This window comes from Megasphaera hexanoica, assembly GCF_043520715.1.
Classification (GTDB): Bacteria; Bacillota; Negativicutes; order Veillonellales; family Megasphaeraceae; genus Megasphaera; species Megasphaera hexanoica.
Map to the genome: position 1 here is coordinate 2817230 of NZ_CP171361.1, position 13852 is coordinate 2831081.

Annotated in this window: 9 protein-coding genes and 1 other annotated feature; of the genes, 2 read left to right on the forward strand and 7 right to left on the reverse strand. The window is 49.0% G+C overall.

Translation table 11 applies throughout. The features are described 5' to 3' along the window. The first annotated feature begins 67 nt into the window (after nucleotides 1-67). Both ACGTIC_RS13700 and ACGTIC_RS13705 read left to right on the forward strand, forming a co-directional pair. Nucleotides 68-595: a cob(I)yrinic acid a,c-diamide adenosyltransferase gene (locus ACGTIC_RS13700; protein ID WP_113856353.1), complete on the forward strand. Its 528-nt coding sequence runs from the start codon at nucleotides 68-70 to the stop codon at nucleotides 593-595. Between the two features lie 277 nt (nucleotides 596-872). Beyond that, nucleotides 873-1862, forward strand: a complete 990-nt coding sequence (locus tag ACGTIC_RS13705) for a LysR family transcriptional regulator (RefSeq protein ID WP_113856354.1) — start codon at nucleotides 873-875, stop codon at nucleotides 1860-1862. A 125-nt stretch (nucleotides 1863-1987) separates the two neighbouring features. Here the strand turns inward: ACGTIC_RS13705 and ACGTIC_RS13710 are convergent, their stop codons facing one another. The 7 genes from ACGTIC_RS13710 to glmU all read right to left on the reverse strand — a co-directional run bounded on the left by ACGTIC_RS13710 (nucleotide 1988) and on the right by glmU (nucleotide 13821). Beyond that, a complete protein-coding gene (locus ACGTIC_RS13710; protein ID WP_307788708.1) occupies nucleotides 1988-3448 on the reverse strand; it encodes a Na+/H+ antiporter NhaC family protein in 1461 nt (486 codons plus the stop codon). Nucleotides 3449-3917: 469 nt separating this feature from the next. Further along, complete coding sequence (nifJ, locus tag ACGTIC_RS13715; RefSeq protein ID WP_113856355.1) at nucleotides 3918-7430, reverse strand: pyruvate:ferredoxin (flavodoxin) oxidoreductase; 3513 nt, start codon at nucleotides 7428-7430, stop codon at nucleotides 3918-3920. 170 nt (nucleotides 7431-7600) lie between these two features. Continuing rightward, nucleotides 7601-8800 (reverse strand): methionine gamma-lyase, encoded by a 1200-nt coding sequence (gene megL, locus ACGTIC_RS13720; protein WP_059076583.1) that lies wholly within the window; start codon nucleotides 8798-8800, stop codon nucleotides 7601-7603. Between the two features lie 250 nt (nucleotides 8801-9050). After that, entirely contained in the window at nucleotides 9051-10037 is a 987-nt protein-coding gene (locus tag ACGTIC_RS13725) for an MBL fold metallo-hydrolase (RefSeq protein ID WP_234995353.1), read from the reverse strand. A 434-nt stretch (nucleotides 10038-10471) separates the two neighbouring features. After that, nucleotides 10472-10696 (reverse strand) — a binding site (T-box leader). Between the two features lie 137 nt (nucleotides 10697-10833). Continuing rightward, nucleotides 10834-11400, reverse strand: coding sequence for an aminoacyl-tRNA hydrolase (gene pth, locus ACGTIC_RS13730; protein ID WP_059076581.1), 567 nt, complete (start codon nucleotides 11398-11400; stop codon nucleotides 10834-10836). Between the two features lie 21 nt (nucleotides 11401-11421). After that, the gene (locus tag ACGTIC_RS13735) at nucleotides 11422-12387 is read right to left on the reverse strand and encodes a ribose-phosphate pyrophosphokinase (protein WP_059076580.1); all 966 of its coding nucleotides are present in this window, start codon (nucleotides 12385-12387) and stop codon (nucleotides 11422-11424) included. 60 nt (nucleotides 12388-12447) lie between these two features. Continuing rightward, nucleotides 12448-13821, reverse strand: a complete 1374-nt coding sequence (glmU, locus tag ACGTIC_RS13740; RefSeq protein WP_059076579.1) for a bifunctional UDP-N-acetylglucosamine diphosphorylase/glucosamine-1-phosphate N-acetyltransferase GlmU — start codon at nucleotides 13819-13821, stop codon at nucleotides 12448-12450. Nucleotides 13822-13852 lie beyond the last annotated feature (31 nt).

Below are 13852 nucleotides of genomic sequence, written 5' to 3' on the forward strand. Positions count from 1 at the left end.
GCAACTGTGCAAGCCTTATTTTCTGTGCTATACTGAAAAAAATACTACCTGCGAGGAGGGATTTAATATGGACACAGGACTCATTCATATTTACTGCGGTGACGGCAAAGGAAAAACGACGGCATCCCTGGGGCTGACGATCCGCTGTGCCGGCCGTGGCGGCAAGGTATTATTCACCCAGTTCCTCAAAGATACGGAAACAGGAGAACTGGCTTCGCTGGCCCGCATCCCCGGCATCACGGTCATCCGTGGCAAGGGATTTAAAAAATTCACCTTCCAGATGACACCGGAAGAATTGGCAGAAGCCAAAAAAATCCAGACACAGATGTTCGATGAAATCGTAGATACGGTACGCAAGGATCCGCCGGATATGCTCGTCCTCGATGAAATACTCGTCACCTGCAGCCTGGGCCTTCTCGATGAAAAAAAAGTACTGCAATTCCTGCGCACAAAGCCAGAAAAACTGGAAGTCGTCATGACGGGCCGCAATCCGTCACAAGCCCTTATCGACATGGCTGATTACGTATCGGAAATCTGTAAGCGCAAACACCCCTTCGATAAAGGGATCGGTGCCCGCGTCGGCATTGAAGAATAAGCCATCTATTCATGCTGAACCAAAGCTGATATAATGCTAAAAACCTGGCATAAACGTTTCCTGGCCAGGTTTTTCTTTATGACAAAAGCACTATTTATATGTAATAAACTACATATTATTCCATCACGATTCCTGTACTTTTTATACTATCTCACTTTGTTCCGCCACTTTTCCTTTAATTTTAGGAAACACTCTGTTAAAATAATGATATACACTATATGTCGGACACTTTTTAGTTTATGTATATAGATTACCCATATATCAAGGAAGTGGCAGTATGACCTTACAACAGCTTCATTACATTGTTGAACTATCAAAGCATAATTCTATTTCAGCGGCCGCCCAGGCTCTGTTCATTGCCCAGCCCAGTCTTAGTACAGCTGTAAAAGAGCTGGAGAAAGAATTTCACATTACCATTCTGGAACGAAACCGCCATGGCATCAGTTTTACACCGGAAGGGCTGGAATTCCTCAATTATGCCAATCATATCATCGAGCAGACGACAAGCCTGCGCGAACATTTCAGTCCTCAGCAGGAAGGAGAAAAAAAGCTGCGCCTGTCTATTTCTTCCCAGCATTATATGTTTGCCGTCGATGCCCTCACCGATTATCTGCAGTCGATTATACGGAATCCCCGGTACACCATCACCTTCCGTGAAGGCCGTACTTCCCAGGTCATTCAGGATGTCATCACTCAGCGCAGCCAGATTGGCATCATTTTTATTTCCAAAATGACGCAGAAATTCATGGAACGGACCCTCCGCAAAAATGGGCTGGAGTTCACAGAGCTCTTTTCCTATCCGCCTTATGTATTTATGAATACGGCTCATCCATTATCCAAATACGATTCCCTGTCCATAGAACAGCTGGCACCATATCCCTATATCCAGTACACTCAGGAAGAAGACTCGTACCAGTTTTCTGAAGAAATCATTATCCCCGATATCAATCCCGAACGGGCCATCAATATCACCGACCGTTCCACCTTATTCAATATCATCGCTTCGACCGATGCCTATACAGTCGGTACGGGTATCCTGTTCCGCGCATGGGATTATTGGCCTATCGTGTCCATTCCTATGAAAAACCCGCTGGATATCATGCGCGTCGGCTGGATAAAATCCCAGACTACAAACTTATCTCCGACAGCCCGGGACTATATCGAACAATTAAAAAATACTCTCATCAACCGTGGCGTGACCCTGTCGGAATCAGCCGTTCCAAAAACAATTGATTCTGCAAAACCTGATATGCCATCAGAAAGCTAAGCAGATATAGCAAAACAAGCTGTAACAAAAGGACTTCAAAAGTCCTTTTGTTACAGCTTGTTTTATTAATACTATTCAGTCCGACAGAGGCTTCCGGAATCCAGAAGCCTCTGTCAGATGAAACCCTATGCTGTTATGGAGTTTGTGCTTTTTCCAGCACTACCTTCAACCTGACTCTGCGGTTTCTGTTCGGCAAAGTTCCAGGGATCTTTGCGGATGAAACCATCGGAGAAAGGAACGAAAACGGAAATGATGGCAGATATGCCGAGGAGGTAAATGAACCAGCAATACGGCAATACTTCCAGCGGAGATACTCTGCCGTTGGCAAAGCCGACCATGATCAGCATTTGTGCGCCGTATGGGATGAGGCCCTGGAAGATAGAAGAAAATGTACTCAGGAGGGCCGCACTGCGGCGGGGATCAACGTGGAACTTATAGCAGATGCGTTTGGCAACTTCGCCGTTGATGATGATGGAAACGGTATTATTGGCCGTAGCAATATCCGTAATGGATACCAGTGCAGAAATCCCAAGTTCGGCCGAATTCTTGCCTTTGATAAAGCGCTGTACATTGACCAGCAGGTACGAAATCCCACCGGCTTTATTGACCATAGCAGCCAGGCCGCCAGTCAGCATGGAGAGGAAGAAGATATCCGTCATGCCCAGGAAGCCTTTGTAAATAGCCTGTGCAAAAGTCAGAGCCGTCAGATCTCCATAGAAGAGCCCGATAATGCCAGCCAGGACGATACCACCGGCCAGGACCAGGAATACGTTGGCACCGGCAACGGCCGTAACCAGAACGACTACATAAGGCAGAACTTTAATCAGATTATAGGGATGGTCCCCTGTGCTGACGGCCGTTTCAGAACCACCGAAAATAATCAGCAATATGACTGTCAGGATGGCCGGAATCAATGTCAGCCAGAAATTCAGGCGGAATTTATCTTTCATGGCACACCCCTGTGTACGGGTCGAGGCAATGGTCGTATCGGAAATAATGGAAAGATTATCACCGAGCATGATCCCGCCCATGACACAGCCGATCATAAGAGGCAGGGGAATACCGGCTTTTTCAGCAACGGCGACAGCAATAGGTCCGACAGCAGCCGCACTGCCGACAGATGTACCCGTTGCCGTAGCAATGAAACCGGAAATAACGAATACGCCTGCTGCCAGGTATTCTGGCGGAATATAGGTCAGGCCCAGATTGACCGTCGAGTCAATACCGCCCATAGCCTTACAGGTAGCAGCAAAGCCACCGGCCAGCAGGTAGATGATGCACATGATGATGATGTTGGAATCACCACAGCCTGCGACAAACGTTTCAAATTTTTCTTCAAAATTACCCTTGATAACAAAGAATGCAGTAATCGCGCCAATAGCAGCTGCCAGTGGAGCCGGGAACTGATAGAAGGCCATTTCCATACCGCTCATATCCAGAATAATGCCACTGCCCAGGTATACGGCAACAAAGACGATGAACGGAATCAATGCAATGGCATTTGGTTTTGCCTGATTCGTTACTTGTTCCTTTTCATCTCTAACGTCCATCTCGACTTCTTTTTCGAGTTCTTCACGCTCTTTCATATGATTTCTCCTTTCAAATATCCCAATGAAATAACAGCATCGGATTCTTCTGCTTTATAAAAGATCTGTAGTGGCCACGTATCACAGATTCTTATGCATAATTATAGTTTCTAATAATATCAACTCCCAAGATATAACATATATCGCATATGTCCCCGTCCATCTACATCCGCAAATATTTAATAATATCACCGTCATAGATGCATATGCAGTTATTGTTTTTCGTATTTCTTAACTCTGTATTTATTTTACAGTATAATGTCGTTTTTGTATAATACATATTCGTTTTGGTTTTATATAGTTAAATTTTATATTAACTTTGTTGTACTATATCGATAGTTATAAGTAATTCAAATATCAAGCAAGCGCACGAAAGCACCCCGGACACATATCCAGAGTGCTTTCGTGCGCTTATACATCTATGGTGAAAATGGAGGTTGTTAACAGACAGAGGGGAGATACAGGGGTATTACTTTCTGTCTGCCAATTCCTTGTAGGAATCGAGTCGGTCTTTCATATCTTTTTCCGTACGTTCGTAGAACTGTTCCGCCTGTTCCGGGAAGACTTTCTGCAACGATGCATACCGTACTTCTCCCAGGAGGAAGTCCTTCAGATCGCCCTTGGGATCTTTCGAATCCAGGGTGAAGCCGTTCTTGCCGGCTGCTTCTACATCCGGGTTATACCGGTAGAGATGCCAGTATCCGTTCTGTACGGCTTTCTTTGCTTCTATCTGGCTGAAGCCCATGCCCTTCTTGATGCCGTGGTTGATACACGGTGCATAGGCGATAATCAGGCTCGGTCCTTTATAGGCTTCGGCTTCTTTGATGGCCTTGATGCACTGGTTCATGTCAGCACCGAGGGCTACCTGGGCTACATAGACATAGCCATAGGTCATAGCCATGCGGCCTAAGTCCTTCTTCTTCGTCCGTTTGCCGCCAGCTGCGAATTTCGCAATGGCACTGGTCGGCGTCGCTTTCGACGACTGGCCGCCTGTATTGGAGTAGACTTCTGTATCCATGACCAGGACATTGACATCTTCATCCTGGGCCAGGACGTGGTCCAGGCCGCCGTAGCCGATATCGTAAGCCCAGCCGTCGCCGCCGAAGATCCACTGACTGCGTTTTACCAGATAGTCGCGGCGGTCATAAATCCGTCTGCATACCGGGCAGCTGTCCTTTACGCCTTCCAGTGCGGCCGTAACCTTGTCGGCCCGTTCCCGTGTACCTTCTGTGTCATCGCGGTGATCATACCAGTCCTGCAGGACCGCTTTCACATCAGCCGGTGTCTGGTCGTTGGCCAGTACTTCCGCTACGTCCATGGCTACCTTTTCCCGTACCTGGCGGACGCCGAGGTACATGCCCAGGCCGTATTCGGCATTATCTTCAAAGAGGCTGTTGCCCCATGCCGGGCCGTGGCCGTCGGCATTGGTCGTGTACGGTGTAGACGGTACACTGTCGGCCCATACGCAGGAGCAGCCTGTCGCATTGGCAATCATCATGCGGTCGCCGAAGAGCTGGGTAACCAGTTTGGCATACGGCGTTTCCCCGCAGCCGGCACAGGCACCGGAGAATTCCAGCAGCGGCTGTTCGAACTGGCTGCCTTTGACGGTAAACTTGTTCATCGGGTTGGCTTTCCGGCTGACACTCATGGCATAATCCCACAGGGGAGCTTTCTGTTCCTGTGTGCTGAACGGTTTCATGACCAGGGCCTTTTCTTTTGCCGGGCATACCTGGGCACAGCTGCCGCAGCCGAGGCAGTCCATGACGGATACCTGCATGGTGAAGTGCATTCCCTGGGCGCCCGTTGCCGGACGGGAGACAAATCCTTCCGGTGCGGCTGCCACTTCTTCGTCCGTCGTCAGGACAGGACGGATAGCGGCATGAGGACATACCATGGCGCACTGGTTGCACTGCAGGCAGTTTTCTACCTGCCATTCCGGTACATTGATAGCTACACCGCGTTTTTCGTAGGCTGCCGTTCCCTGCGGGAAGGCGCCGTCTTCCAGACCGAGGAAAGCACTGACCGGCAGGCTGTCCCCTTCCTGGGCATTGATCGGCTTCTGCAGTTTCGTGATGAATTCCGGTACGTCTTTCTGCGCTTCCGGTGCATCGGTCGCATCGGCCCAGGCTGCAGGGATATCGATTTTCACGATCTGCGATACGCCCTGGTCGATAGCGGCGTTGTTCATATCGACGACTTTCTGGCCTTTCTTGCCATAGTTGGTGACGACAGCGTCTTTCAGATATTTCACGGCATCTTCAACGGGGATGATATCGGCCAGTTTGAAGAATGCCGACTGCATGATCATGTTGAACCGGCCGCCCAATCCGATGTCCTGGGCAATCTTGACAGCATTGATCGTGTAGAACTGGATATGTTTCTGTGCCAGGGTCCGTTTCATCGATGCCGGCAGGTTCTGTTCCAGTTCGGCTGCATCCCAGATGGTGTTCAGCAGGAACGTGCCGCCGTCTTTGATACCGGCCAGTACGTCGTATTTGTGTACATACGTCTGCTGCGAGCACGATACGAAGTTGGCTTTATTGATCAGATAGGAAGACGTAATCGGTGTCTTGCCAAAGCGCAGGTGGGATACGGTAATACCGCCGGATTTCTTGGAGTCGTAGGCAAAGTATGCCTGGGCATACATGTTGGTGTGGTTGCCGATGATCTTGACAGCCGACTTGTTGGCGCCGACCGTACCATCACTGCCGAGGCCCCAGAACTTGCAGGCCGTCGTGCCAGCCGGTGTCGTATCGATATCCTTGGTGACCGGCAGGGACGTATGGGTCACGTCGTCTGTAATAGCAACGGTGAAATGGTCTTTCGGCGTATCCTGTTTCAGGTTTTCGAAAACGCTGAGGATATGGGTCGGTGTCGTATCCTTGCCGCCGAGGCCGGCACGGCCGCCTACGATGAGCGGTGCGTTTTCTACGCCGCTGTAGGCCTGGGTGACATCGAGATAGAGCGGTTCTGCCAGGGAGCCCTGTTCCTTCGTGCGGTCCAGGACGGCGATCTTCCGGACTGTTTCCGGGATATATTTGAAGAAGTATTTGAGCGAGAACGGGCGATAGAGATGGACCGAAAGGAGGCCCGTCTTTTCTCCGTGGGCGTTGAGGTAATCCACCGTTTCCTTCGTCGCATCGCACAGGGAGCCCATGGCGATGATCATGCGGTCGGCATCAGGCGCACCGTAGTAGGTGAAGGGGTGGTATTCCCGGCCAGTCAGTTCCGATACTTTTTCCATGTATTCTTCTACGATGTCCGGCAGGGCCTGGTAGTAGCGGTTCTGTACTTCCTGCTGCTGGAAGTATATATCGCTGTTTTCCAAGGAGCCTTTCAGTGTCGGATGGTCCGGGGACGAGCCGCGGTCGCGGAATTTCTTCAGGGCATCCTGGTCTACGAGTTTTGCCAGGTCGTCGTAATCCCAGGCTTCGATTTTCTGGATTTCATGGGATGTGCGGAAGCCGTCGAAGAAGTTGAGGAACGGCACGCTGCCTTTGATAGCCGAAAGATGAGCGACAGCAGCCAGGTCCATGACTTCCTGTACGCTGGCTTCGGCGAGCATGGCAAAGCCGGTCTGACGGCAGGCCATGACATCGCGCTGGTCACCGAAGATAGACATGGTATTGGTGGCCAGGGCGCGGGCTGCGACGTGGAAGACGCCCGGCAGGAGTTCGCCGGCAATCTTGTACATATTCGGAATCATGAGCAGCAGGCCCTGGGAAGCCGTATAAGTCGTGGTCAGGGCACCGGACACGAGAGACCCGTGTACAGCACCGGCAGCGCCGCCTTCGGCCTGCATTTCCTGAATTTTAACAACCTGGCCGAACATGTTCTTGACGCCCTTGGTTGCCCATTCATCCATTTTTTCTGCCATAGTCGAGCTCGGCGTAATCGGATAAATGGCTGCTACATCGGTAAATACATAGGACACATAGGCGGCAGCCGTGTTGCCGTCCATGGTCATCATTTTCATTGCCATTGAGAACTCCTCCTAAAATGTAACTAAATGTCAAAGTGCAATATAATGTTTCGTTATCCATAAGAGAGCTAAAAAGAGGCTGCAGCAACATAATTCTATATGTATTTTGCTGCAGCCTCCCTTAGCGTTATGCAATTAATCAGAGTGGGATTCTGTCTGCATTACCAATATTATTTAATCAGATCGAGAGCCTGTTTGAGGTCAGCGATGATATCATCAGCATCTTCCAGACCTACGGAGAGACGTACCAGACCTTCGCTGATGCCGGCAGCTTTCAGTTCTTCCGGTGTATATGTGGAGTGTGTCATGGAAGCAGCATGTTCGATCAATGTTTCAGCATCGCCGAGAGATACAGCCAGGCTGCACAGTTTGACGTTGTTCATGACGATAGCGCCTTCTTCTCTGCCACCTTTGAGTTCGAAGGAAATCATGCCGCCGGGCAGACGCATCTGTTTTTTAGCCAGTTCATACTGTGGGAAGCTCTTCAGGCCAGGATAGTTGACTTTTGCAACGGCCGGATGGCTTTCGAGGAATTCAGCAACCTTCATGGCGTTAGCCGAATGTTTTTCCATACGCAGAGCCAGTGTCTTCATGCCGCGGGCGATGAGGAATGCATCAAACGGGCTGAGTACGGAACCAGTCATATCTTTGATACCGAAGAGACGTACGTTGTTGATGTATTCCTGAGTACCAACTACGAAGCCGGCAATAACGTCGCCATGGCCGTTCAGATATTTAGTAGCAGAATGAACAACTACGTCAGCACCAAGGGATAACGGTTTCTGGATGTACGGCGAGCAGAAGGTGTTATCAACTACGACGGTAATATCGCCCATTTCATGAGCCATCTTGCTGATGCCTTCGATATCGGAAATCTTCAGTGTCGGGTTAGCCGGTGTTTCGAGGTAAATAACGCGGGTGTTCGGTTTGATAGCTTTTTTAACAGCGTCCATATCGGTGATATCGACGAAGGATACTTCTACACCATAGCGGGTCATGCCGTGGTTCAGGAGAGCGAATGTGCAGCCATAGAGCGTATCGCTGGCTACTACATGATCACCTGCATGGAGCAGTGTCCAGAGAGCGGAAGAAATAGCGCCCATACCAGAAGCTGCAGAGCAGCAGGCTTCGCCGCCTTCGAGCATGGCAACCTTTTCTTCAACCTGCGTATCGGAAGGATTGCCAAGACGGGAATAAATGTAGCCCGGTTCTTTTAAAGCAAAGCGATTACCGCCCTGTTCAGCCGAATCAAATACGAATGTAGAAGACTGATAAATCGGGTTGGTCAGAGCACCGAATTCATTTTTCATTGCACCTGCATGAATAGCCTGTGTAGCAAAACCCATTTTCTTCAACATTTCTTTTTCCATTACAATTTCCTCCTTAAATTATATAGAATGATAATATATAACACTATTCAAAAGCTATGCAGCTTTTAATAAACAAAGTATGTTTTCTTGTTTTTATTTCGTTTCCTCTTGACAATGTAAGTGTAACATAATGCTCATCCTTTGTATAATACGTATCAATCGTGCTATTACATAGTTTAAAACTATATAAATTCAAGACAAAAAACTGCACTCTCTCATGGCAGAGTGCAGTTAATAGTTGTTTATTACATTATACGGTATAATACCGGTACGTACCATCAATTTCCCGACGAATCAGTTGCCCGTGGTGGAGCAGGTATTCAATATGGGCCAGCGTTTCTCCCATGGCAAACCACTTCTGGGTCGGTGGGAATTCGGCCCACGACCTGCCCCGCATAGACCAGGAAAGGCAGGGGGCTAGTTCAAAGGCCGTCGCTCCTGGATGCGCGGCGGCCGCCTGCAGCACTTCATCGAGACGGCTGGCATGATGCCTCCTTAGCGCATCGATACGGCTGGCAATAGACGTATCTCCTTTGCGATGTCCCGGCAAGGCCAGCCGTACAGGCAGATCATATACCTTATCCAGGCTCTGCAGATACCGTTCCAGCGCATCAGGCATATGATACCAGTATTGAATATTCGGCGTAATATCAAAGAGAATATGGTCACTGGTAAATATAATTTCTTTGTCCGGTATATACAGGCAGCACAGGCCTTTTGTATGGCCCGGCGTATGAATGACCTGAAACTCCGTACCAGCCAGCAGTATCCGTTCCCCATCGTGCACAGTCTGTACTGTAAAGGACGGGTCCGGCGAATATTTCCGTGCCTGATTGGAAAATTGATTCTTTATATCTTGCGGCGGCATTCCTTCGACCATAAATTTTTCCTCCGCATATCGCCAGGTGCTGCCATCAGTCGAATCGACGAGATACTGATAGTCATCATGATGCATGAAAATCCGGCTTCCCGCCCGGGCAAAATCTCCCACAAGCCCCGTATGATCGGCATGGAGATGCGTCAAAAATAAATCGGTCCGCGCCAGGTCAACACGGAGGCTGTCCAATCCAGTAAACAGCGCTTCCCGGCATTCCGGCCGGTTAAATCCCGTGTCAATGACTAAAAACCGGTCTCTGCCACGTACGACATAGGAATTCAGATATCGCAGCGGATTGTTTGGCAGTGGTACTTCAATGCGGTATATATCCGGTTCCGCACATATATGTTCAATCATCATATAAAGCTCCTTATCTCTGAAATATTATTTAATTATAACACAAAACACCAGAAACACGGATAACCTGCAGCTATCCGCATTTCTGGTGTTTTGTCCTGCATAAAAGAGTGTCAACAACTTTACCGTCAGGAATACAAAAAAATAATAACACGATGCAAAATACACAACTAATATAAAACTATTAAAAAACTAAAACCTTACCAATCCCCCTACAAAAATACTCCCCCATGCCGCTGTGCGGCACTTATCACGAACCGATGTAAATCTACGCATTGTTTCTTTTTCAGGAAGCTTTTGCATACCCCCATATGCCACCATTCTCACTGCCCCCACAGTTTGTCCGGCCGGCTCCCTGTGCCATTTGATCTCCCCAGATGCAATGGCATCTCTTTCCCTGTCTGCAATAAAAAAGGCCCCTGCTGCATGTCCTATGCAACAGGGGCGAAGTATCGCGGTACCACCCTGATATTATACTCAGTGTCTTACCAGACATTCCCTAACGCGGAATCACGTCTATGCCTCCTGTTTCTCTAGAAAAAAATTCGACATAGCTGCTCCCGGGCGAAGTCGGATATACGGATCATCTCCCGGCTCTCAGCAACCGCCGGTTCTCTGTCAGAAAATACCAATCATACCCTTTACCCAATCATAGCATTTTGTGGCATCTATTCTTTAAAATATATGCCTATAGGAAAGATTGAATACATTATCTATGAAAAATCATTCCCTGTCAAGGCTTTTATTTCAGTTTTTCGCCACATTTCTTAAATTAAACGTTTAATCAGTGTGTTTTTTCTTATTCTTTTTTCTTCCGGGGATTAAAACGGTTCATTCCCTTATCCACGCCCAATTTCAGGCAGCCCAGAATGGCGTCTGCGGCTTTTTTGAGCCCTTCTTCATATTCTGGTACCAATTCGTCTGGAAAAGGCGTCAGAACGTGATCTACGACATCATGATGGGGCAATGGACGGCCTATGCCTACACGGAACCGGATAAAACGTTCACAGCCATGAGCCAGAAGACTCTTGATTCCATTGTGTCCCCCGGCACTGCCACTGGTCCGGATACGCAGCCGGCCTACGGGCAGATCCATATCGTCATATATGACATATACATCGGTTTCATCCAGTTTATACCAACGCATGAGCGGGCCTACAGCAGCCCCGCTGTTATTCATATACGTCTGCGGTTTGACCAGCAATATCTTTTCACCGTCATCCATCGCCTGGGCTACCAGGGCATCCATCTGACTCCGCCAGACCGTAACGCCAAGGCGTGATGCCAGTTCGTCAATGACGCGGAACCCCGTATTATGCTTCGATTTTTCATATTCCCGGCCCGGATTGCCCAGGCCCACTATCATGTGCACCTTCGTACCTGCCTCTTATTTGTCAAACAGACGGCTGACCGATACATCGTGGAAAATACGCATGATTGCTTCGCCGAGAAGCGGTGCCACAGAGAGAACTTTGATTTTATCAATCTGTTTTTCTTCCGGAAGAGGAATCGTATTCGTAATAATCAGTTCCGTAATAACCGAATTCTTAATGCGGTCCACCGCCGGATCTGTAAGGACGGCATGGGCACAGGCTGCATACACACGGGCAGCACCCATTTCTTTCAGTGCCTTGGCACCACCGCACAAGGAACCTGCCGTATCGACGATATCATCGACGAGAATACAAGTCTTGCCTTTGATGTCACCGATGACATTCATGACTTCGGCAACACCCGGACGGGGGCGGCGTTTTTCAATGATTGCAATAGGCGCATTGACGCGGTCAGCCAGGTCACGGGCACGGGTTACCCCGCCAAGGTCCGGAGAAACGACGACGATATCGCCCATATCACATTCTGCTTTCTTTTGATTGATATATTTAGCAATGATAGAAGCAGAGCCGAGATGATCGACAGGAATATCGAAGAATCCCTGAATCTGTCCGGCATGAAGATCCATCGTAACCACCCGGGTAATGCCGGCAGTCGTCATCAGGTCAGCAACCAGTTTGGACGTAATCGGTTCGCGGCCACGGGTCTTGCGGTCCTGACGGGCATATCCATAATACGGCACAACTGCCGTAATGTGACGGGCCGAAGCACGTTTCAGCGCATCTGCCATAATCAGCAATTCCATCAGCGTATCATTGGCAGGCTGACATGTCGGCTGAATGACGAAAACATCCTTGCCGCGGACACTTTCATCAATCATAACCTGAATTTCACCGTTGTTGAATTTGCCGACAAAAGCCTTGCCCAATTCCAGGCCAAGGTAGTCTGCAATTTCTTTTGCCAGTTTCGGATTGGCATTACCTGTAAAAATTTTCAGCTTTTTCCCGTCTTCGTAACTCATGGTGAGCCTCCTAATTAAGTAGTGAAATATAATAACAGCAGTACCGATGGAACTTACTGATTATTTCTTATATGTATCGTCTTTTACCCAGCCTTCGATATTACGCTGTCTGGCCCGGCCCACAGAAAGAGCTTTGGCCGGAACATCTTTGGTAATCGTCGAACCAGCGCCGACATAAGCATAAGCACCAATCGAAACAGGCGCTACGAGATTGCTGTTGCATCCCACAAAGGCGTGATCGGCAATCGTCGTGCGATGTTTGATTTTGCCATCATAATTGACGGTAATCGTTCCGCAGCCGATATTGACGCCACTACCGACATCACTGTCGCCAATATAGCTCAGGTGCGGCAGTTTGGTACCATCGCCGACGTTTGAATTCTTTACTTCCATATAGTTGCCAACCTTGACATGATTGCCGATCACCGTATTGGGACGGAAATGGACAAAGGGCCCGATTTCACATCCATCCTTGATCTGACAATCATGGGCATAGGTAAACTGTAAATGATCGTGGGACCCCATTTGTACGTTCGTCATGCGGACGTACGGCCCGATCTGGCAATCTTCACCGATAACGGTATTTCCTTCCAGAATTGTTCCCGGATACAAGACCGTATCCCGGCCCACTACTACCGTCGTATCTACATAGGTATTGGCCGGGTCGATAATAGAAACGCCTTCAGTCATCAGCTCATCAAGTTTACGGCTGCGCAGGACCTGTTCGGCCGCTGCCAGCTGTTGACGGGAATTGACACCCAGCGTTTCCCGATAATCGGGAGCAGCAAATGCGCTGACTACCCTTCCTGCACTGACCAGCATGCCAATAATATCTGTCAGATAATATTCGCCCTGGGCGTTGTTATTATTCACGTTGTGCAGCATCTGCCAGAGTAAAGACAAATCAAAGCAGTATATACCGGCATTGACTTCATCGACGGCCAGTTCTTCCGGAGTTCCATCTTTCTGTTCGACAATTTTCACTACCTGGCCGGCTTCATCGCGGATTATCCGCCCATAACCAGTAGGGTCCGGCATATGAGCTGTGAGGATCGTAGCCGCAGCCCCGCTCTTTTCATGCCAGTCCAGAAGGGATGTAAACGTATCTTTCGTAACCAGCGGCGTATCACCACAAGTAACCAGCAGCGTTCCCTGTGCATCTTTCAGCAGGGCTTCCGCCTGCAGGACAGCATGCCCGGTTCCGAGTTGTTCTTTCTGCATCACTGTTTCTGCTTCATTGCCCAGATATTCCTGTACCATTTCGCCACCGAAACCAACTACGACAATCTGCCGCAGTGTGCCCGCCGCTTTTACGGTTCGCAGGACTTGTTCTACCATCGGCACTCCACCGACTTTATGCAGAACTTTGGGAAGACGGGATTTCATTCTCGTTCCCTTGCCTGCTGCCAAGATAAGTGCAATCGTGTCTTTCATTCAGCCTTAGCCTCCCTGGTGTCAAATAACT